This is a genomic window from Mycolicibacter sinensis (assembly GCF_001667945.1).
Classification (GTDB): Bacteria; Actinomycetota; Actinomycetes; order Mycobacteriales; family Mycobacteriaceae; genus Mycobacterium; species Mycobacterium sinense_B.
In genome coordinates, this window is record NZ_LZJK01000059.1 from 16,726 (window position 1) to 37,239 (window position 20,514).

Below are 20,514 nucleotides of genomic sequence, written 5' to 3' on the forward strand. Positions count from 1 at the left end.
AGCGGGTCAGCCCTCGCTCAGCATGGCGTCGAGCAGCCGGTGCACCACCGTGCTCACCTCGGTCCGCGTCCGGTCCGGGTCGTCCGCTGTTGCGATGAGCATCGCGGCCTCGTCGAGCGCGCCGATGAGGACGTGCGCCAGTGCGCGGACCGGCTGGCGGGGGAGTTGGCCGGCCTTCATCGCTTCGCTGAGCAGTTGCTCGGTCATGCCGAGGCTGTAACGCTGGGCCACATCGCGAAAACCGTCCCAGCCCAGAACGTTTGGCGCATCGAGCAGAACGATCTGGCGTATCTCCGGATCGTTGGCCACCACCAGCCAGTTTTCCGCCGCCGACCGTAATGCGGCGGCGGGGGTAGTGGCCGCCGAGGCGGCGACCGCCTCGGCAAGGCGTGTCATGACGTCGGCCTCCACCGCCTCCACGACCGCGCGGAATAGCGCTGCCTTGTCCGGGAACTGGTGGTACATCGCGCCGCGGGTCACGCCGGCGGCCTCGGCGATCTCCGGGGTGCCCACGGCGGCGAACCCGCGCGCGCCCCACAGCTTGCGCGCGGCGCTGGTCAGCGCAGCGCGCGTCGCGGCGGAGCGCTCCGCCTGCGTCCGGCGCTTGATTTCCGTACAGGCTGTCGGTAAGTTATCGGCAGGTTGCACGTAACTATGTTAGGAGCGCCCAATGCCCACCGTTGACATTGACGCCGGAACAATCCACTACAACACCGCAGGCCCCCAAGACGGCCGTCCGGTGCTGTTCGTCCACGGCTACGCCATGGGCTCTTCGCTGTGGGAACCGCTGAGCGCACGACTGGCGGCGCGGCATCTGCGTTGCATCGCCCCGACCTGGCCGCTGGGCGCGCACCCGACGGCGTTGCGGCCCGGAGCAGACCGGACCCTGCCGGGCATCGCGGCGATGGTCAACGCCTTCATGGCCGCACTCGCCCTCGAGGACGTGGTGCTGGTCGGCAACGACACCGGGGGTGTGATCGCTCAGTTGGTCGCGGTGAACCACCCGGAGCGACTCGGCGGGCTGGTGCTCACCAGCTGCGACGCCTTCGAGCATTTCCCGCCGCCGATTCTCAATCCGTTCATCCTGGCCGCCAAGACGCCCCTCACCTTCCGCGCCGCGTTACAACCGATGCGGCTGCGCATCTTCCGCAAGCGCGGTTTCGGGGCGCTGGCACACCGGGACATCGATGATCTGGTGGCCCAGTGGGTGAAACCGGGTCTGCGCGACGCGGCAATCGCGGAGGATCTTCGCCACCTGACCAAGTCGCTGCACCAGCAGACCACGCTGGACGCCGGAGCGCGGCTCAGCGGATTCGCCAAGCCGGCTCTCATCGCGTGGTCGGCCGATGACCGATTTTTCCCGGTTGACGACGGCAAGCGGCTCGCCGATACGTTGCCCAACGCCCGTTTCGAGCTCGTCGACGACGCCCGTACCTTCTCGATGATCGATCAACCCGACCGGTTGGGCGAACTGGTGGCCGAATTCGCCGTCGCCACAAGCGGCCACGGGGGCCGCGGTCGCCGCTAGGCCGTCAGATCAGCCAGGCCGCGGCGTTGGCCGGCAGCACACCGTCGGCCGCCGGCGCACTGGCCAGGATCAGCTGCCCCTCCGGCCGGGCCACCGGCTGGTCACCGGCGTTGAGCGCGCAGACCAGCCCGCCGCACCGGAACATCACCACGTCCGCGGGGGCGGGCAGCCATTCGACGCGACTGCCGAAACCGACATGCTCCCGGCGTAATGCGATCGCTTGCTGATAGAGCGTCAGGGCGGAGCCGGCGTCACCGCGTTGACGTTCGACGGTCAGCGGCGCCCAATCCCGCGGCATCGGCAACCAGGTGTCGGGATTGTCGGAGAACCCGAACGGCGGCGCGTCACCCGACCACGGCACCGGCACCCGGCAGCCGTCCCGGCCGCGTTTGGTGTGGCCGGAGCGTTCCCACACCGGATCCTGCAGCGCCCCGTCGGGCAACTCGACTTCCGGCAGGCCCAATTCCTGCCCGTTGTAGACGAACACCGCGCCGGGAAGCGCCAGCAGCACCAGCGCCATCGCCCGCGCCCGGGCCAGTCCGGCCGCCCCGCCGCCGTAGCGGGTGACGGATCGCTGCACGTCATGGTTCTCCAGCGCCCAGGTCGGGGTGCCCCCCACCGATGCGACCGCGGCCAGTGAGTTCTCGATCGCGTCGCGGATCCCGGCGGCGTCGAAGTCGGCCTGCAGCAACCGGAAGTTGAAGGCCAGGTGCAGTTCGTCGGGGCGCAGGTACTCGGCGAACAGCGCGTTGTCGTGCACCCAGACCTCGCCGACCGACACCGCGTCCGGATAGTCGTCGAAGACGGCGCGAATCGCGCGGTGGATCCGATGGACGCCCGGCTGGTTGAACCGTGGGTCGTCGTCGCGGTGAGCGAGCAGTTCCACGTCGGTCACGGGCATGTCGGGCAGGCCGGGGGGTTTGGCCATGCCGTGGGAGACGTCGATGCGGAAACCGTCCACGCCGCGGTCCAGCCAGAACCGCAGAGTCTGCTCGAAATCAGCGAGGACCTCCGGGTTGTCCCAGTTCAGGTCCGGTTGTGACGTGTCGAACAGGTGCAGGTACCACTGACCGGGGCCATCGGGCTCGGTGACCCGGGTCCAAGCCGGGCCGCCGAACACCGATACCCAGTTGTTGGGCGGTCGCTCCCCAGCCGGGCCGCGGCCGTCACGGAAGAAGTAGCGCGCCCGTGCCCGACTGCCCGGCCTATGCGGCGGTCCCAGCTTCGCCTCTCCTTCGTCGAGGCTCGCTGAACCGCCCGGCCTATGCGGCGGTCCCAGCTTCGCCTCTCCTTCGTCGAGGCTCGCTGAACCGCCGGGCGCCGAGGCCAGGGCCTCGACAAACCACGGGTGCGCCGCACTGGTGTGGTTGGGCACCAGGTCCATGGTCAGCTTGATGCCGCGTTCGTGTGCGGCCGCCACCAGCCGGTCCAGCGCGGCCAGGTCGCCGAAGAGCGGATCGATGTCGCGCGGATCCGCGACGTCGTAGCCGTGGTCCGCCATCGGCGACACCGTCACCGGGTTCAGCCAGATCGCGTCGACCCCCAGCCCGCGCAGGTAGTCCAGGCGGGCGATCACCCCGTCCAGGTCGCCGACGCCGTCACCGTTGCTGTCGGCGAACGAGCGTGGATAGGCCTGATAGAACACGCTGTTGGCCCACCACGGGTTGCCGGCGCCCATCAGATCGGAGCGTTGACCAGGAAGTCGGCCACCGAATGCAGGTAGTGCAGCAGTTCGGCGCGATGTTCGTCGTCGAGGGTCTCGGCGTCGATCTCGTCGACCGCGCTGACCATGCAGCGCAGCCAGGCGTCGCGCTGCAGCGGACCGATGCGGTAGGGGATATGCCGCATCCGGAGCCGCGGGTGGCCGCGGCGTTCGGTGTAGGTGCGCGGCCCGCCCCAGTACTGCTCGAGGAACATCCGCAACCGCTCCTCGGCGCCGGCCATGTCGTCGGCGGGGTACATCGGGCGCAGGATCGCGTCCTGGGCGACCAGTTGATAAAACCGCGACACGATGGCGTGGAAGGTCTCCGCACCGCCGACGGCGTCATAAAACGAGGGCTCTTCTATCGGCTGCATCGCCCACCATTGTGGGGCATCGACGATTCCTGCCAATGAACACACAGCAAATAGGCGTGCGACCAGCGCCGAATCATGGTGAACTGTTCGGCGGAGGATTTATGGTGCTGCACAAAAGCCGCCCCCGAAGCCGGACATGAAGCGCCGGGGCCACCGCCGACCCGGTGCCCCCACGGCGAGCCTGTCCGGGCTTGCCGCCGCCCCATGCCTGCACTCGGTCGCGACCTCCGGTTCGGCGCCCGACGCCGCCTCGATCTGGACTCGGCGGCGGGTGTTGCTGCTGAATTCCACCTTCGAACCGCTGACCGCGCTTCCGTTGCGGCGCGCCGTCGTAATGCTGATCTGCGGCAAGGCCGATGTGGTGCACGACGATCCGAACGGGCCGGTCATCCATTCGGCGACCCGGTCGGTGCCGGTGCCCTCGGTGATCCGGCTGCGGACCTATGTTCACGTGCCCTACCGCGCCCGTATCCCGCTGACCCGCGCCGCGCTGATGCACCGCGACCGGCACAGCTGCGCCTACTGCGGCGGCAAGGCCGACACCGTCGACCACGTGGTCCCGCGCAGCCGCGGCGGCGACCACTCCTGGGAGAACTGCGTGGCGGCCTGTTCGACCTGCAATCACCGCAAGGCCGACCGGTTGCTCACCGAGCTCGGGTGGACGCTGCGGCTGGTGCCGACGTCACCGAAGGGCCAACATTGGCGGCTGCTGGCCGTGATCAGCGACCTCGACCCGGTGTGGATACGCTACCTGGGTGAAGGCGCCGCCTGAGCTCGGCTAGCCCCGCTGCAGCCATCCGGCGACGAACCCGGCGAGCAGAACGGCGAACCCGCCCATCTCACCGACGATGAGCAGCACCATCGAGACGTGCAGGCCCGTGCTGGGCTGCTCGAACTGATTGGTGGTGTCCTGCAGGGCGCCATGCACGATGTAGCTGACGATGGCGGCCAGGAAGTAGAACACCATCACCATGGCCGTGGTCAGGTTCACCCAGGTCGGCCAGGCGCTCAGCTCGACGAACACCGCCGTCAACAGCGTGGCGAAGGAATACAGCAGCGCGGCGCGGTGCGCGATGTCGACGTAGGGATGCGCCAAGCGCTCCGGCCGGGTCACCATCTGCCGGTATTTCCATACCCCGAGACCCAGCGCGAGCTGGAAGATCAGGCCCGCTGCCAGCAGCGTTACCAGCGTGTCGGCGCCCAGTGTCCGGCCGGTCCACTCCACGATGTCGCCTCCTCAGACGTTCTGCGCGACGTTGCGCCGGTAAAAGCGACGGCCATGCCAGCGTTGGTAGTGCCACACCGCGGCGGGCAGCGTCCCGCGGCGATGCAGCCAGAAGCCGGCCGGCGGTGCCAGCCGGGCCGGCTGCCGCCCCAGGGTGATCTCACCGAGCGCGACCCCTTCGCCCTCGTCGAAGCGCCGTTCCGCGACGACGGTGCCGTCCGCGGCGGCGATCAACGTGGCGCCTTCGAAGTGGCCGCGATAGCGCAGGGGCGCCCAGGGCATGGCGCAGTCCAGCGCACCCGCATGGGCGGCGTGCACCACCGGCGCCCCGACATACTGGGCGAAGGATGCCGCCGCCTGACGTGCGGTGCCGGCGTTTCTGCGTTCGAGGTGCTCGAACAGCGGGCGCGGCGACCAGCTCGGTATGGACCACCAACCCGAGCCCGTCATCACCAGGTCCACCCGGCCGCGCAGCCGGCGCACCGTCTGGGTGCGCATCAGCTCCCAGCACACCGCGGCCCCGACCGTGTGGTCGCCGGCGGCGAGCACCCCGTCGTCGTCGCCGCCGGTGTAGAACGCGTTCTCCCACATCGTCGGCAGATCCTTGTCGTGGCGGCCCACCACCCCGTCAGGATCAGCGAGCAGGTAGGCGTTGCGGACGTGGCCGTCGGGATCGCGGCACAGGAACGACCCGCCGACCAGCGCTCGGTGCCGGCGGGCCAGCGCGGTGAGAAGCTCGGTGGCCGCACCATCGGGCGGTAGTGCGGCGGCGGCCAGCGATGGCTCGAAACCGATCCCGGTGGTGAAGAACTCCGGCAGCGCGATAATCGCGGCGCCCGCTCGGCCCGCCTCATCGGCAAGGCGCTCGCAGGCGGCCAGATTGGCGGGGACATCGCCGAGCACCGCCTCCAACTGGACAGCCGCGGCAAGAACCATCGTGGTCACCTTTCTGGAACGATGGCGCAGCCCTGTACCTCGAGCAACGCCTGGGGGAGGGAGAGCCGCGCGACACCGATCGAAGTCAGAGCCGGTCTGTGCTCTCCGGCCCACGGTGCGTACACCCGCGTCAGCGCGACCGACAAGTCGTCGATCGCTGTGCTGAACATGGTCATGGCCACGATCTGCGTTCGATCGGAGCCGACCGCCGCCAACATGACGTCCAGCTTGTCCAGAATGAACGCCAGCTGCCCGGAGACGTCAGCCGCAGCGATGCTGATACCGTCCGAGACCGATTGGGCAGCAACGATTCCCGACCAGTGGACCATGCCGCCGGCGATCACGAGTTGGGAGATTCCCAACTCGTCGAACATCGCCGGGGGCAGATAGCCGACGTCGGGCGTGAGCCGCTGGATCATGGTGATCTCCCCTCGCTCAATTGGTTTCCGACCGCAATTGCACGGCGTCACCGACGCCGATCGCGCCCGCCGCCGTCACGGTGGCGTACACGCCGGCGCACGCCAGCTGACCCAAACCCGCAATGGTCTTGCTGTTGTGCTTGGCGATGGTGCGCAGGGTCGCCCGATCCAGCGGTACATCCTTGGCGTGCGCGAGCGTGGACATCACACATCGTGGCGTCCACATGTCGACCTTGGCCGATATCGCCGCTCCGATGGTGAGTCGTCCGCCCACCCAGGCATCTTCGGCAAGACCGGGTGCAGGGGTGTCGATGACCATCGTCGGCCGGTAGCGGCGCGGGTCGAAGTTCGCGCCGGGTTCCAGGCGCCGGAAATGCTGGATCGTCGAGGTGGTGATCAAGTGCAGCGGTGTCAGGTCGAAGAACCTATCGGCTTGCAGCGGGCCGTAGGTCAGGACGTCGTCGCCGTCGGAATTCTTGGTCGTGTAACGGTACACACCGTCTTTGGCCAGACCGGTGGTTGCGTCCCAGACCAACTCGGTCGTCGCGTCGCTGGGCACGGCGTCGACGAGTCGCACGTCGCGGCCGAGGTAGCGCGACATGGCGTCGTCCAGATCGGTGCCGACGTTTCGATGCCTGCTTCCGTCGGGGAAGGCGACTTCCAGGGTGGGCAGTGGTTCCCCAAGCCGTGGCTCGTCGAGATAGTAAGCGCGACAGCCCAGCATGCTGCCGTACTTGCGTGGGTTCTTCGCGTTGCACAAATTGCCGGTCTCGGTGTCGACAAAGGCGTACCGGTGATCTCCCAACCCGCCGTGGATGTCGATGTAGGCGCGGGCGACGCTTTCACCGCCGACCGACTTGATGGGGTAACGGAAGATGGTCTTGATCCGGCCGACCACATCGTCGGGCCGTGGATCGTCGTTCATGGAACTCCCACTGGCAGGACCCCTGCTGCCCAACGGCGCGCCCGCCTCGTGGAGGAAGAAGGCATCGCCGGCATCGCAGCAATGGGTGATCGTGCTATCGCCGAGGCCCGTTGCCAGGCCTCCCATGACTGCCCGGGGCAGCCCTTCCTCACGCTGATTGCCAGTGCGAAGGTATGGCGTCACCATATAGACGGCCCTGCACCGGCGCAAGACAGGTGCCTGGGCCTGGGTTCCCGCACCGATCGATTCGCCGTGGGATACGGTCTACGGCGTGAGCGTGTTGTCATTCCTCGGCTACTTCGTCGGCATTCCGGTTGTGCTGGTGTTGCTGCTGTCAGCGCGGATCTGGTCGAAAAAGGGGCCGCGTGCGGCCGTCTACCGGATGTCGGACCGTTGGACGCACCCGCCGATCCTGTGGGCGGCCACCGATGAGGTCATCGGTGGCGGACACGGCCACGGCAAGTCCGAGTTCAGTGTGGGGGGTGGAGCCAGTGGCAACTGGTGAGGTCGCGACGATCGATCCCGCGGACCTGCCGTACGGGTCGGCGATCACTTACAGCGGTCGGATCTCCGGGGTCACCGAGCCCGGTGAGGCCTCGCTGCACTATCCGTTCCCGGTCAAGGAGCTGGTGGCGCTCGATGACGCCCTGACCTACGGGTCGCGGGCGTCGAAGGCGCGTTTCGCCGTCTACATCGGCGACCTGGGTTCCGACACCGCCGCGCGGGCCCGCGAGATCCTGGCGAAGGTGCCCACCGCCAATGACGCGGTGCTGGTCGCGGTCTCGCCGGACCAGCGGGCCATCGAGGTGGTCTACGGCGCCGGCCTGACCGGCCGCATCGCCCCGGCCGCGGCACCGCAAGGTGTGGCTGCCGCGGCGGCGGCCTTCGCCGACGGCAACCTGATCGACGGCCTGGTCAGCGCGGTGCAGGTGCTCAGCGCCGGCATCACCCCGGCCTAGCCCCGGTCGTATCGGTCGCGCGCGTGCGGGTCTCAGCTCGCGCTGTCGCGGTCACGGCGTCCCCGGCGCACCGCAGCTGGCTGGCAAACCTCGACCGGCACGCGGTCGCCCCGCAGGCGGTAGCCGACATCGTCCGTCAGCGGCGCCTCACCCGCGACAGCTTTCGGGCGCTCGACGCGATGGAGCAGGTCACCGACTCGGACGGTAAGAGCTTCTTCCTGCTTCCCCGCGGCATCGGCGGCAGGGACGCCTGTCGGGCGGCTCTGCTGACCTACATCCTCAACGCCGGCACCGGCTATGGCCGGACCGGTAGCCGCAACGACTTTCCCGAGACACCGTACGGCGCCGCAGAGCTGCGGCGGATCGCCGAGCGGCAGCGCGCCAACCGCTGGAGCTACGAGGCTGTGCGGGGCATCGGCAACACCGGCGGTTGCTTGGTCACCACGCCCAACGGCGTCCTGATGGGGTTGGCGGGCAATCGGTTTCACGCCCAGCTCAGCCGCCGGGCCGGCACCATGTGGGGCGACTTGTTCATGCTCAACCTCACTCGTGTCTCCGACCCGGCTCGCCGGCTGCGGGACATCGTGGAATCCGGACGGGTCTGCAGCGGCGGGCCGGATCTGGACAGGCTGCTGCACCATGAGGAGATTCATGCCCAGCAGTGGGCCGCCCTGGGGCCGATACAGATGCCCGCGCGCTATCTCGCCGAAGAGGCAAAGGCACGGATCCTCGGCGGCGTCAACAGTTTTGAGCGGGCGGCCGGGTTATCCGACGGGGGATACCGGTGAGCCCCTCGCGGTTCTGACGGAACGGTGAATCAGCCGGCAGCTGTTCACGCGGTATCGAAGGTCCGCGCCCGCAGTGACCGCTCCACCCCGGCCCGACCCTCCAGCACCAGCCGCCGAAGCGCCGGTGGCACCGCGGGATCGGCCAGGAACGCATCGGCGGCGGCCAACCCGGCCTCGCTGACGTCCCATCCCGGGTACAGGCCCACCACCACCGTCTGCGCCACCTCGCTGGAGCGCCGCTCCCACACGCCGGGGATCGCCGCGAAGTACTTTTCGGTGAACGGCGCCAACAGGTCGCCCTGTCCGGGCTGGACGATGCCGGCGATGATCGCCCGGCCGGTGATATTGGCCAGCGTGTCGTCCTCGATCACCTGCTGCCAAGCCGCCTGTTTGACCGCCGCTTGCGGCCGCGCCGCGGCGGCCTGGGCGCCCTGGCGTTTGCCGGCCGCGGTCGGGTCGCGTTCGATCTCGGCGTCGATCGCCTCGGAGTCGAGGACGCCGCTGCGGGCCAACGCCACCACGATCCGCCAGCGCAGATCGGTGTCGACCGCCAGTCCGGCCAGGCCCTGATCCGCCGGGTCGGCATCCAGCAGGCTGGTCAGTACCGCGGTGTGGCGCTCGGCCAGTACCGACGTACACAGCGCGTTGACGTAGGCCAGTTGGTGATCCGAACCGCCCTCGGCCGCGCGGGCCAATTCCAGCAGCCGGTCGGCGAACGCCGGCCAGCCGTGCTCGGCGGCCCAGCCGGGGTCGGCGTAGAACCCCAGCGCGGTCTGTGCCTGCAGCAGCAGCCGCGAGGCGACGCCGACCTCGGTCTCGGCCTGAATTCCGCCTTGCACCAGCGCCAGGAAATCGCGGGCGCGCATCTCGGCCTCGCGGGTCATCTCCCAGGCCGCCGACCAGACCAGCGTGCGCGGCAGCGGTTCGGCGATATCAGCGATCCGTTCCAACGCGGTCGCCAGCGACTCCGGGTCCAGCCGCAGGGCACAGTAGGTCAGGTCGTCATCGTTGACCAGAATCAGCTTGCCGCGCGCAACCCCGACCAGGCCCGGCACGGCTGTCGCCGGCCCCTCGATGTCGAGTTCCTCCCGGTGCACCCGCACCAGCCGGCCGGAACCGGACGGGTCGTCGTCGTAGATGCCGACGGCCAACCGGTGCACCCGGGTCTCGCCTTCGCCCGGGGCGGCCCCGTCCTGGGTGATGGCGAACCGGGTGAATTTGCCGGCGTCGTCGAGGTCGAAGTTCGCGCGCAGGGTGTTCAGGCCGGTGGTCTTGAGCCACTGCCGGCCCCAGTCGGACAGGTCACGGCCGGAGGCCTTCTCCAGTGCCGCCAACAGGTCGTCGAAGGTCGCGTTGTCGAAGGCGTGCGCGGCGAAGTAGTCGCGAAGCCCGGCCAAAAAGTGTTCCAGCCCGACGTAGGCCACCAGCTGTTTGAGCACGGATGCGCCCTTGGCGTAGGTGATCCCGTCGAAGTTCACTTCGACGGCGGCCAGATCCGGGATGTCGGCGGCGATCGGATGCGTCGACGGCAGCTGGTCTTGGCGGTAGGCCCACGACTTCTCCGCGTTGGCGAACGTGGTCCAGGCATTGGTGTATTCGGTCGCCTCGCTCTGACACAGCACGGAGGCGAACGTCGCGAACGACTCGTTGAGCCACAGATCGTCCCACCAGCGCATGGTGACCAGATCGCCGAACCACATGTGCGCCATCTCGTGCAGCACCGTCTCGGCGCGCCGCTCATACGACGCCCGGGTCACCTTGCTGCGAAAGACGTAGTCCTCCAAAAACGTTACGGCTCCGGCATTCTCCATCGCCCCGGCGTTGAACTCCGGTACGAACAGCTGGTCGTACTTACCGAACGCGTACGGGGTGCCGAAGTTGCGGTGATAGAAGCCGAAGCCCTGCTTGGTCTCGGTGAACAGACGCTCGGCGTCCATGTGCGGCGCCAGCGAGGCGCGGCAGAACAGGCCCAGCGGAATCTCGCCGTGCTCGTCGCGGTAGACGTCGTCCCATCGGGCATATGGCCCGGCGATCAGCGCCACCAGGTAGGTGCTCATTTTGCGGGTGGTCGCGAAGGTGTGTACGCCGGCGTCGACGCTCACTGTGGCGCCATTGGAGACCACCTGCCAGTGCTGCGGAGCGGTGACGGTGATGTCGAAGGTGGCCTTGAGGTCCGGCTGATCGAAACAGGCGAACATCCGCTTGGCGTCGGCGGTTTCGAACTGGGAGTACAGGTACACCTCGTCGTCGACCGGATCGACGAAGCGGTGCAGGCCCTCACCGGTGTTGGAGTAGTAGCAGTCGGCGTCGATCTCGAGAACGTTGTGCTGATCCAGCCCGGTCAAGACGATGCCGGTCGACTCGTCGTAGGCCGAGACGTCGAGCGCGCGGCCGTTGAGGGTGGCGCTGCGAACGGTCTCGGCGGCGAGGTCGATGACCGTCTCGGCGCCGGGCAGGGCCTCGAACGTGACGGTTGTGGTGGAACGGAACGTGCGCTCGCCCGGGTTGCCGCTGCCGTCGGTCAGGTCCAGCGCGATCCGGTAATTGTCGACAGTGACCAGCGCGGCCCGTTCGGCGGCCTGGTCGCGGGTGAGGTTAGGAAGTGCCACGTCCGCCAACAGTAGTTGCGGCGGGCCGGGAACACCGGCCCGGCGGGCATAGTTGTGCTCAACGAAGCGTCCGTCGCCGGTTGAGAGGATCCCCATGCCCGAGAAATCACAAGCCGCATTCTGGTTCGACCCGCTGTGCCCGTGGTGCTGGATCACCTCGCGGTGGATCCTGGAGGTCGAGAAGGTCCGCGACATCGACGTCACCTTCCACGTGATGAGCCTCGCCGTGCTCAACGAGGGCCGCGACGACCTCCCCGAGCAGTACCGTGACGGCCTCAAGCAGGCGTGGGGCCCGGTGCGGGTGGCGATCGCCGCCGAACAGCTGCGCGGCAACGAGGTCCTGCGCCCGCTGTACACCGCGATGGGAACCCGGATCCACAACCAGAACAACAAGGACTTCGCGGACGTCATCGCGGGTGCGCTGGCCGAGGTGGGCTTGCCGGCCGAGCTGGCCGACGCGGCCACCACCGACACCTACGACGAGGCGCTGCGCAAGAGCCACCACGCCGGGATGGACGCCGTCGGCAAGGACGTCGGCACCCCGACCATCCACGTCAACGGGGTGGCGTTCTTCGGTCCGGTGCTGTCCCGCATTCCCCGCGGCGAACAGGCCGGCAAGCTGTGGGACGCGTCGGTGACGTTCGCGTCCTACCCGCATTTCTGGGAGCTCAAGCGCACCCGCGCCGAGGCGCCCGAATTCGACTGACTCGCCTCTCCCCGCGAGTCGGAACCACACGACGCGACACGCCGCAAACGCGTCGTGTGGTTCCGGTTCGGCGCGCAGGCTGGGGAAAGTTCGGTGCGCCGGCTCTGAGACAATGGCCGCCATGCGCGTCTACCTGGGTTGTGACCACGCCGGCTATGAGCTCAAAGAACAGATCATCGAGCACCTGAGGCATGCCGGGCATGAGCCGGTCGACTGCGGGGCCTACAGCTACGACGCCGACGACGACTACCCGGCGTTCTGCATCGCCGCGGCATCGCGCACGGTCGCCGACCCGGACAGTCTCGGAATCGTGATCGGCGGGTCCGGCAACGGTGAGCAGATCGCGGCCAACAAGGTGCCCGGGGCGCGCTGCGCGCTGGCGTGGAGCACCGAGACCGCGCAGCTGGCCCGCGAACACAACAACGCGCAGCTGATCGGTATCGGCGGCCGGATGCACTCGACGGCCGAGGCGCTCGCGATCGTCGACGCCTTCCTGAGCACCCCGTGGTCGCAGGCCGAACGCCACCAGCGCCGCATCGACATCCTGGCCGCCTACGAAACCACGCACGAGGCACCCCCGGTCCCCGGCGCGCCCGCTTGACCCCGACCGCACCGACATGCCCGAGGGGCACATCCTGCACCGGCTGGCCCGGTTGCATCAGCGGCGCTTCGCCGGCGCCCCGGTGGCGGTGTGCAGTCCGCAGGGCCGGTTCGCAGCCGGTGCCGCCGTGGTCGACGGGCAGCCGCTGGTTCGTGCCGAAGCGTGGGGCAAGCATCTGTTCCACCGCTACGCGCACGGGCAGATCGTGCACGTACATCTGGGGATTTACGGGCACTTCACCGAATTCCAGCTGTCTGAGGGCGGCGTGCCCGACCCGGTCGGGCAGGTCCGCATGCGCATGATCGGCTTGAAAAACGGTTCGGCATACGGCACCGACCTGCGGGGCCCGGCGGCTTGTGAGGTGGTCGACGAGGCGCAGGTCACCGACGTGATCGCCCGCCTCGGGCCGGACCCGCTGCGTCGCGACGCCGACCCGGCGCTGGCGTTCAAACGAATTGCAAAGTCGCGCAGGCCAATTGCCGCACTGCTGATGGACCAGTCGGTGCTGGCCGGCGTCGGCAACGTTTACCGCAGCGAAGTGTTGTTCCGCCATCGGATCGACCCGTACCGGCCCGGCACCGACATCGGCGAAGCGGAATTCGCCGCGGTCTGGGCCGATCTGGTGACGTTGATGAACGTTGGGCTGCGCCGCGGCAACATCGTCGTCGTGCGGCCCGAGGACGACCACGGGGCTCCGGCGTATGCACCCGGCAAGCCGCGCACCTACGTCTACCGCCGCGCCGGCGATCCGTGCCGGCTGTGCCGAACAACCGTGCGCACCGCGGAACTGGAGGGCCGCAACGTGTTCTGGTGTGCGGCCTGCCAGGGCTAGTCGTCGTACACGGTTTCCCGCCGGGGCCGGATCGGCACGCCGAGGGCCCGGTAGATCTCGTTGGACAGCACCACGCTGCGCGGGTCGGCGTTGGCTTGGGTGTGGTCGAACCGGTTCATCACATAGCCGTAACCGATCCGGTGCTCCAGATCGACGAACGCGAACGAGCCGCCCAGGCCACCGTGACCGAAGATCCGCCGGTTGGGTCCGTTGACCCCCTGGGCGTTGAGCATGTAGCCCAGGCCCCAGCCGTGCTCGGCGACCCGGGGCCCGAGCACCAGATCGGTTTCGGTGCCGCCCTGCAGCACCCGAAGCCGGTCCATGGCCGCCCGGCTGAGCAACTTCTCCTGCACCAGCGCGTTGTAGAACGTGGCCATGCCCAGCGCGGAGACCTGGGCGTTGGTGCCGGGGAACTCCAATTGCCGCCACAGCGTCAGGTCGTTGGTGGCGATCTCGTCGTCGGGGGCGAACCCCATCGCGACCGCCAGCCCCGCCTTGGGGTGGTCGTCCAGCGAGGTCGGACGCTTGGGCGCGCCGGCCGAGGCCAGCATCTCCCGGATCGTCGGCTTGCCCACCGGGTCGGCGCAGCGGTAGGGCTGCTGGTCGGCCGGCACGCCGATGTGCACTTCGGCGCCGAGCGGACCGGCGACCTCCTTCTGCAGGTACTGGCCCACCGTCATCCCGGTTACCCGCCGGACGACCTCGCCGACGATGAAGCCGTAGGTCGTCATGTGATAGCCCTGGGCGGTGCCCGGCCGCCACCACGGTTCGGCGGCGGCCAGTCTTTCGCAGACCAGATCCCAGTCGGTGACGTCGCGCCAGTGCATCGGTTCGCGCGGGCCGATCGCCCCGGAGCGATGCGCCAGCACCATCGCCAGCGAGATGTCCTGCTTACCGGCCCGGCCGAACGCCGGCCAGTAGTGGGCCACCGGCGCGCGCAGATCCAGTTCGCCGGCCTCGGCGAGCCGGTGCACACAGGTGCTGGTCAATCCCTTGGTGCCCGAGAGCACGGTGCTCAGGGTGTCTTCCGCCCAGGGGCGTTGGCCCTCGACATCGACTGAGCCGGCCCACAGATTGACGACGAGTTCGCCGTCCACATACGCCGCGACCGCCGCCCCGAGCTCGTCGCGCAGCGTGAAATTGCGCTCGAACTCGTACCGCACCTTCTCGAAGCGCGGTGAGCACGACCCATGAATCTGGACGCGCTGGGTGCCGCCCATGGCGTGCCTTCCTGCCAGGGAAAATCCCCGTTTCGAGCGGGCGACGGGAATCGAACCCGCGTAGCTAGTTTGGAAGACTAGGGCTCTACCATTGAGCTACGCCCGCAATATCCAGGGCAGACTGTACCGGCGAAGTCGGCCCCAAATCCAATTGGCACTCCCATTGCGGCCGTGTGGTGCGGGCGGCTGTGTTGCCGTAGGCGCCGGGCCGTAGGATCGCCTGGTCAGTGCGGGGTGTAGCGCAGCTTGGTAGCGCATCCGCTTTGGGAGCGGAAGGCCGCAGGTTCAAATCCTGTCACCCCGACCAGCAGCGCGCGCCGCACCGGCACGACTGACCGTCAACGATATCGAGGAGTAAGCCCGTGAAGAGCACCGTCGAGCAGCTGACCCCCACCCGGGTTCGCATCAACGTGGAGGTGCCGTTCACCGAGCTGCAGCCGGACTTCGACCGGACCTACAAGCAGCTGGCGCAGCAGGTGCGGATGCCGGGCTTCCGGCCGGGCAAGGCCCCGGCCAAGCTCATCGAGGCCCGCGTCGGCCGTGCCGCGGTGTTGCAGCAGGTCGTCAACGAGGCGCTGCCCAGTCGCTACAGCGAGGCGGTGACCAGCTCGGACCTCAAGCCGCTCGGTCAGCCCGACATCGAGGTCACCAAGCTCGACGACGGCGACCAGATCGCCTTCACCGCCGAGGTCGACGTGCGGCCGGAGATCACGCTGCCCGACCTGGAGAAGCTCACGATCAGCGTGGACCCGATCGAAGTCGGGGACGACGAGGTCGAGGCCGAACTGAACTCGCTGCGCGCCCGGTTCGGCACGCTGACCGGCGTCGACCGGCCGGCCGCCGACGGCGACTTCGTCTCGATCGACCTCGATGCGACGGTCGACGGCGAGCAGGTTCCCGGGGCCGCCACCGAGGGCTTGTCCCACGAGGTCGGGTCGGGACAGCTCATCGACGGACTCGACGAGGCGATCATCGGGTTGTCGGCAGGGGAGAGCAAGGTCTTCACCACGACCCTGGCCGCCGGCCCGCAGGCCGGCAAGGAAGCCGAAGTGACGGTGACGGTTCAGGCGGTCAAGGAACGCGAGTTGCCGGAGGCCGACGACGATTTCGCGCAATTGGCCAGCGAATTCGACACCGTTGCCGAACTGCGGGAGAACCTCAGCGAGCAGGTCGCCCGGACCAAGCGCATCCAGCAGGCCGAGAAGGTCCGGGAGGCGACGCTGGAGGCGCTGGTCGAGCAGGTCGAGATGCCGCTTCCCGAGGCCGTGGTGCAGGCGCACGTGGACAATGCGCTGCACAACGCCCTGCACGGTGTCGACCACGACGAGAACAAGTTCGCCGAGGCGCTGGCCGACCAGGGCTCCTCACGGGCCGAATTCGACGCCGAGACCCGTAGCGAGGCCGAGAAGTCGGTCAAGACGCAGCTGCTGCTCGACGCGCTGGGCGACAAGCTCGAGATCCAGGTGGGCCAGAACGACCTCACCCAGCACCTGGTGCTGATGTCGCGTCAGTACGGCGTCGCCCCGCAGCAGCTGATGCAGTTCCTGCAGCAGAACAACCAGCTGCCCGCGGTCTTCGCCGACGTGCGTCGGGGCATGGCGCTGGCAGCGGCGGTGCGTGCCGCGTCGGTCAGCGACACCGACGGCAACCAGATCGACACCGCAGAGTTCTTCGGCACCGGCAAGGCCCCCGCCGGGGCCGAGGAGGCCGACGCGACCGCAGACGACGTGGTCGAGGCCGAGGCGGCGACCGACGAGTGACGCTGTAAGCGAACGAAGCCGGTTCGGGCCGCCCCCAGGGCCGCCGGTTCGTTAGGGTCGGTGCATATGAATCTCGAGAAAGCAGGTATCCCACTGTGAGCCAGCCCGGACTGAATCTCGTCGACTCGGTATACGAGCGTCTCCTGCGAGAACGCATCATCTTCCTGGGGTCGCAGGTGGACGACGACATCGCCAACCGGCTGTGCGCCCAGATCCTGCTGCTGGCAGCCGAGGACCCGACCAAGGACATCTCGCTGTACATCAACTCCCCGGGCGGTTCGATCAGTGCCGGGATGGCGATCTACGACACCATGGTGCTGGCACCGTGCGACGTCGCCACCTACGCGATGGGCATGGCCGCCTCGATGGGCGAGTTCCTGCTCGCGGCGGGCACCAAGGGCAAGCGCTACGCGCTGCCGCACGCCCGGATCCTGATGCACCAGCCGCTGGGCGGGGTGACCGGTAGCGCCGCCGACATCGCCATTCAGGCCGAGCAGTTCGCGGTCATCAAAAAGGAGATGTTCCGGCTCAACGCCGAATTCACCGGTCAGCCGATCGAGCGCATCGAGGCCGACTCCGACCGCGACCGCTGGTTCACCGCCCAGGAAGCGCTGGAATACGGCTTCGTCGACCACATCATCACCCGCGCCCACACCAACGGAGCCGCATCATGAACCCCGAAACCTTGCGCGCTATCGCACCGCAGGCCCGCTACATCCTGCCGTCGTTCGTCGAGCACTCCAGCTGGGGCGTCAAAGAGTCCAACCCCTACAACAAGCTGTTCGAAGAGCGCATCATCTTCCTGGGCGTGCAGGTCGACGATGCGTCGGCCAACGACATCATGGCCCAGCTGCTGGTGCTGGAGTCGCTGGACCCCGACCGCGACATCACCATGTACATCAACTCTCCCGGCGGCTCTTTCACCTCGCTGATGGCGATCTACGACACCATGCAGTACGTGCGGGCCGACATTCAGACCGTGTGTCTGGGTCAGGCCGCCTCGGCCGCCGCGGTGCTGCTGGCCGCCGGCACGCCGGGCAAGCGGATGGCGCTGCCCAACGCGCGGGTGCTGATCCATCAGCCGTCGCTGTCCGGGGTGATCCAGGGGCAGTTCTCCGACCTGGAGATCCAGGCCGCCGAGATCGAGCGGATGCGGACCCTGATGGAGTCGACGTTGGCCCGCCACACCGGCAAGGACGCCGAGGTGATCCGTAAGGACACCGACCGCGACAAGATCCTCACCGCCGAAGAGGCCAAGGAGTACGGGATCATCGACACCGTGCTGGAGTACCGCAAGCTCTCGGCGCAGGTCAGTTAACCCGGCCACGCCGAGCGTGCACTCAGCGCGAATTGCCGGCTGGTTTTTCGCGCTCAGTACACGTTCGGCGCACGGCTGACGCTGCCGTGGCGATCTCGGCCGGCCCGACCCGGCAACAGCCGCCGATGATGCGGGCGCCGGCGGCCACCCACTGCGTGGCCAACGCCGCCGAAAACGTCTTCGGCCCCACCCACCGGTGGCCGTCCCAGCCCTCCCCGCTGTTGGGGTAGACGATGACCGGCTTGCCGGTGACCTCGCGGGCGATCTCGATGGCCGGCAGCACATCCGCGGGCGCGCAGCAATTCACCCCGACCGCGACGATCTGTGGCACTCCGGCGGCGACGGCGAAGGCGTCGGTCAGCGGCTGCCCGGCGCGAGTCCGGGTGCCGTCGATGGTGTAGCTGAGCCAGGCCGGTACCTGCGCTTGGCGGACCAGGCCCACCAGCGCCTCGGCCTCATCGATGTCGGGCACGGTCTCGCACGCGAGTACGTCAGCGTCGGTGCCGGCCAAGACCTCCAGCCGGGGCTGATGCCACGCGGTGAGTTCGGCGACCGAAAGCCCGTAGCGGCCAAGGTATTCCGAACCGTCAGCCCGGGCGGCGCCGTACGGGCCGATCGATGCCGCCACCCAGCGGGGGCGGCCGTCGGCGGCGTGGCTTGCCCGGCGGGCCAGTTCCACGCTGCGGCGCAGGAGCGCGACTGCGCCGCGACGGTCGATCCCGCGGGTGGCGAAACCGTCGAAGCTCGCCTGATAGCTGGCGGTGGTGGCGATCTGTGCGCCGGCGGCGAAGAAGGCCGCGTGCACCGCCGCAATGTCGTCGGGGGCGTCGAGCAGCAGCCGGGCCGACCACAGCGGATCCGACAGGTCGGCACCGCGGGCTTCCAGTTCGGTGGCCAGCCCCCCATCAGCAATGAGCACGGTATCGTCGGGCACGGCGAACCCCACGTTCGCCACTGTAGGGCTCCCCGGCGCCGGCCGTCTCACGACGGGGTAACGCCGGCGACACGCTCACGCCACGCCAGCGCGTCACGCACCGGTGTGACGGTACGGGCGATATCTTCTTGGAGCAGACATACAGGCCCAGAAACGAAATACCAACGACGCGATTCGGCCTTATCGGTCGCCTCGCACCGGAATGAGCGGGTAGCGTCGGGGCAGACACCGGTACCCCGACGACGGACGGCGAACAGGAAGTAGGTCCTTACGCACTATGGCGCGCATCGGAGACGGCGGTGACTTGCTGAAATGTTCGTTCTGCGGGAAGAGCCAGAAGCAGGTCAAAAAGCTCATTGCGGGGCCGGGCGTTTACATCTGCGATGAGTGCATCGACCTGTGCAACGAGATCATCGAAGAGGAGCTGGCCGACGCCGACGACGTCAAGCTCGACGAGCTGCCCAAGCCCGCTGAGATCCGGGACTTCCTGGAGGGCTACGTCATCGGTCAGGACACCGCCAAGCGCACGCTGGCGGTGGCCGTCTACAACCACTACAAGCGCATCCAGGCCGGCGAGAAGAGCCGCGATTCCCGCTCCGGTGAACCGGTAGAGCTGACCAAGTCCAACATCTTGATGCTGGGTCCCACCGGCTGCGGCAAGACCTACCTGGCCCAGACCCTGGCCAAGATGCTCAACGTTCCGTTCGCGATCGCCGACGCCACCGCGCTGACCGAGGCGGGCTACGTCGGTGAGGACGTGGAGAACATTCTGCTCAAGCTGATTCAAGCCGCCGACTACGACGTCAAGCGCGCCGAGACCGGGATCGTCTACATCGACGAGGTCGACAAGATCGCCCGCAAGAGCGAGAACCCGTCGATCACCCGCGACGTCTCCGGCGAGGGCGTGCAGCAGGCGCTGTTGAAGATCCTGGAGGGCACCCAGGCGTCGGTTCCGCCGCAGGGCGGGCGCAAGCACCCGCACCAGGAGTTCATCCAGATCGACACCACCAACGTGCTGTTCATCGTCGCCGGGGCATTCGCCGGACTGGAGAAGATCGTCTCCGACCGGGTCGGCAAGCGCGGCTTGGGTTTTGGTGCCGAGGTCCGTTCCAAAGCGGAGGTCGACACCGTCGACCACTTCGCCGAGGTGATGCCCGAAGACCTGATCAAGTTCGGATTGATCCCGGAGTTCATCGGCCGGCTGCCGGTGGTGGCCTCGGTGACCAACCTGGATATGGAGTCGTTGGTCAAGATCCTCTCGGAGCCGAAGAACGCTCTGGTGAAGCAGTACACCCGGCTGTTCGAGATGGACGGGGTGGAACTGGAGTTCACCCAAGACGCGCTGGAGGCGATCGCCGATCAGGCCATCCACCGTGGCACCGGGGCGCGTGGCCTGCGGGCGATCATGGAGGAAGTGCTGCTGCCGGTGATGTACGACATCCCCAGCCGCAACGATGTCGCCAAGGTCGTGGTGACCAAGGAAACGGTGCAGGACAACGTGTTGCCGACCATCGTTCCGCGCAAGACCTCGCGCGCCGAGCGTCGCGACAAGAGCGCCTGATGCCCGGCGGCCAGGTGCGCCGCCGAAGGTTACTCACCGGTAGCGAAACTTTCTTAAAGTTGAGCTGCCGCCAAACGTGACCAAAACCACATTTCGGCCCGAAGTTGGCCGAGAACC

Annotated in this window: 22 protein-coding genes and 2 tRNA genes; 13 read left to right on the forward strand and 11 right to left on the reverse strand. The window is 68.1% G+C overall.

Going from position 1 to position 20,514, the window contains the following annotated elements:
- Positions 1–6 precede the first annotated feature (6 nt).
- On the reverse strand, positions 7–648 hold the full coding sequence (locus A5694_RS07635) for a TetR/AcrR family transcriptional regulator (protein ID WP_064921234.1): 642 nt from the start codon (positions 646–648) through the stop codon (positions 7–9).
- Positions 649–670: 22 nt separating this feature from the next.
- Here A5694_RS07635 and A5694_RS07640 point away from each other — a divergent pair, with 22 nt between their 5' ends.
- Positions 671–1,528, forward strand: a complete 858-nt coding sequence (locus A5694_RS07640; protein WP_064921235.1) for an alpha/beta fold hydrolase — start codon at positions 671–673, stop codon at positions 1,526–1,528.
- A gap of 4 nt (positions 1,529–1,532) precedes the next feature.
- On the opposite strand, the gene A5694_RS07645 is transcribed toward A5694_RS07640, so the two are convergent.
- Positions 1,533–3,206, reverse strand: coding sequence for a glycoside hydrolase family 13 protein (locus tag A5694_RS07645; protein WP_064921236.1), 1,674 nt, complete (start codon positions 3,204–3,206; stop codon positions 1,533–1,535).
- Complete coding sequence (locus A5694_RS07650) at positions 3,206–3,604, reverse strand: globin (protein WP_064921237.1); 399 nt, start codon at positions 3,602–3,604, stop codon at positions 3,206–3,208. Before A5694_RS07650 ends, A5694_RS07645 begins: the two co-directional genes overlap by 1 nt.
- 136 nt (positions 3,605–3,740) lie before the next feature.
- Here A5694_RS07650 and A5694_RS07655 point away from each other — a divergent pair, with 136 nt between their 5' ends.
- Positions 3,741–4,376: an HNH endonuclease gene (locus A5694_RS07655; protein WP_064921238.1), complete on the forward strand. Its 636-nt coding sequence runs from the start codon at positions 3,741–3,743 to the stop codon at positions 4,374–4,376.
- Positions 4,377–4,382: 6 nt separating this feature from the next.
- On the opposite strand, the gene A5694_RS07660 is transcribed toward A5694_RS07655, so the two are convergent.
- The 4 genes from A5694_RS07660 to A5694_RS07675 are packed head-to-tail and all read right to left on the reverse strand — an operon-like array spanning position 4,383 to position 7,109.
- A complete protein-coding gene (locus tag A5694_RS07660) occupies positions 4,383–4,808 on the reverse strand; it encodes a hypothetical protein (RefSeq protein WP_109535634.1) in 426 nt (141 codons plus the stop codon).
- Between the two features lie 33 nt (positions 4,809–4,841).
- Positions 4,842–5,765 carry a carbon-nitrogen hydrolase family protein gene (locus tag A5694_RS07665; RefSeq protein WP_064921296.1) on the reverse strand — a complete coding sequence of 308 codons (924 nt, stop codon included), beginning with the start codon at positions 5,763–5,765 and terminating at the stop codon, positions 4,842–4,844.
- Positions 5,766–5,770: 5 nt separating this feature from the next.
- Positions 5,771–6,184 carry a RidA family protein gene (locus tag A5694_RS07670; RefSeq protein ID WP_064921240.1) on the reverse strand — a complete coding sequence of 138 codons (414 nt, stop codon included), beginning with the start codon at positions 6,182–6,184 and terminating at the stop codon, positions 5,771–5,773.
- A 16-nt stretch (positions 6,185–6,200) separates the two neighbouring features.
- Positions 6,201–7,109 carry an MOSC domain-containing protein gene (locus A5694_RS07675; RefSeq protein ID WP_064921241.1) on the reverse strand — a complete coding sequence of 303 codons (909 nt, stop codon included), beginning with the start codon at positions 7,107–7,109 and terminating at the stop codon, positions 6,201–6,203.
- Positions 7,110–7,380: 271 nt separating this feature from the next.
- Between A5694_RS07675 and ctaJ the strand changes: the two genes are divergently transcribed.
- Genes ctaJ through A5694_RS07690 form a run of 3 tightly spaced genes read left to right on the forward strand, consistent with a single transcriptional unit; the run spans position 7,381 to position 8,856 of the window.
- Positions 7,381–7,614 (forward strand): aa3-type cytochrome oxidase subunit CtaJ, encoded by a 234-nt coding sequence (ctaJ, locus tag A5694_RS07680; RefSeq protein ID WP_064921242.1) that lies wholly within the window; start codon positions 7,381–7,383, stop codon positions 7,612–7,614.
- Positions 7,601–8,068, forward strand: a complete 468-nt coding sequence (locus A5694_RS07685; protein WP_064921243.1) for a DUF5130 family protein — start codon at positions 7,601–7,603, stop codon at positions 8,066–8,068. The genes ctaJ and A5694_RS07685 overlap by 14 nt, the downstream gene beginning before the upstream one ends.
- Before the next feature lie 23 nt (positions 8,069–8,091).
- The gene (locus A5694_RS07690; protein WP_234787905.1) at positions 8,092–8,856 is read left to right on the forward strand and encodes a hypothetical protein; all 765 of its coding nucleotides are present in this window, start codon (positions 8,092–8,094) and stop codon (positions 8,854–8,856) included.
- 44 nt (positions 8,857–8,900) lie between these two features.
- Here the strand turns inward: A5694_RS07690 and pepN are convergent, their stop codons facing one another.
- On the reverse strand, positions 8,901–11,465 hold the full coding sequence (gene pepN, locus A5694_RS07695) for an aminopeptidase N (RefSeq protein WP_064921298.1): 2,565 nt from the start codon (positions 11,463–11,465) through the stop codon (positions 8,901–8,903).
- Between the two features lie 94 nt (positions 11,466–11,559).
- Here pepN and A5694_RS07700 point away from each other — a divergent pair, with 94 nt between their 5' ends.
- The 3 genes from A5694_RS07700 to A5694_RS07710 all read left to right on the forward strand — a co-directional run bounded on the left by A5694_RS07700 (position 11,560) and on the right by A5694_RS07710 (position 13,604).
- Positions 11,560–12,171, forward strand: a complete 612-nt coding sequence (locus A5694_RS07700) for a DsbA family oxidoreductase (protein ID WP_064921244.1) — start codon at positions 11,560–11,562, stop codon at positions 12,169–12,171.
- 121 nt (positions 12,172–12,292) lie between these two features.
- Positions 12,293–12,772 (forward strand): ribose-5-phosphate isomerase, encoded by a 480-nt coding sequence (locus A5694_RS07705; protein ID WP_064921299.1) that lies wholly within the window; start codon positions 12,293–12,295, stop codon positions 12,770–12,772.
- Between the two features lie 16 nt (positions 12,773–12,788).
- A complete protein-coding gene (locus A5694_RS07710) occupies positions 12,789–13,604 on the forward strand; it encodes an Fpg/Nei family DNA glycosylase (protein ID WP_064921245.1) in 816 nt (271 codons plus the stop codon).
- On the opposite strand, the gene A5694_RS07715 is transcribed toward A5694_RS07710, so the two are convergent.
- A complete protein-coding gene (locus tag A5694_RS07715; RefSeq protein ID WP_064921246.1) occupies positions 13,601–14,824 on the reverse strand; it encodes a serine hydrolase domain-containing protein in 1,224 nt (407 codons plus the stop codon). The genes A5694_RS07710 and A5694_RS07715 overlap by 4 nt on opposite strands.
- Before the next feature lie 35 nt (positions 14,825–14,859).
- Positions 14,860–14,930 (reverse strand) — tRNA-Gly (locus tag A5694_RS07720).
- Positions 14,931–15,054: 124 nt separating this feature from the next.
- On the opposite strand from A5694_RS07720, the gene A5694_RS07725 reads away from it, so the two are divergent.
- The 4 genes from A5694_RS07725 to clpP2 all read left to right on the forward strand — a co-directional run bounded on the left by A5694_RS07725 (position 15,055) and on the right by clpP2 (position 17,902).
- Positions 15,055–15,131: transfer RNA gene (locus A5694_RS07725), tRNA-Pro, on the forward strand.
- Positions 15,132–15,186: 55 nt separating this feature from the next.
- Positions 15,187–16,584 (forward strand): trigger factor, encoded by a 1,398-nt coding sequence (tig, locus tag A5694_RS07730; RefSeq protein ID WP_064921247.1) that lies wholly within the window; start codon positions 15,187–15,189, stop codon positions 16,582–16,584.
- A 95-nt stretch (positions 16,585–16,679) separates the two neighbouring features.
- Positions 16,680–17,258 (forward strand): ATP-dependent Clp protease proteolytic subunit, encoded by a 579-nt coding sequence (locus tag A5694_RS07735; RefSeq protein ID WP_046315102.1) that lies wholly within the window; start codon positions 16,680–16,682, stop codon positions 17,256–17,258.
- On the forward strand, positions 17,255–17,902 hold the full coding sequence (gene clpP2, locus A5694_RS07740) for an ATP-dependent CLP protease proteolytic subunit ClpP2 (RefSeq protein ID WP_064921248.1): 648 nt from the start codon (positions 17,255–17,257) through the stop codon (positions 17,900–17,902). The genes A5694_RS07735 and clpP2 overlap by 4 nt, the downstream gene beginning before the upstream one ends.
- Before the next feature lie 22 nt (positions 17,903–17,924).
- Here the strand turns inward: clpP2 and mmuM are convergent, their stop codons facing one another.
- Positions 17,925–18,857 (reverse strand): homocysteine S-methyltransferase, encoded by a 933-nt coding sequence (mmuM, locus tag A5694_RS07745; protein ID WP_109535631.1) that lies wholly within the window; start codon positions 18,855–18,857, stop codon positions 17,925–17,927.
- 256 nt (positions 18,858–19,113) lie between these two features.
- On the opposite strand from mmuM, the gene clpX reads away from it, so the two are divergent.
- Positions 19,114–20,397, forward strand: coding sequence for an ATP-dependent Clp protease ATP-binding subunit ClpX (gene clpX / locus A5694_RS07750; RefSeq protein WP_064921249.1), 1,284 nt, complete (start codon positions 19,114–19,116; stop codon positions 20,395–20,397).
- Positions 20,398–20,514 lie beyond the last annotated feature (117 nt).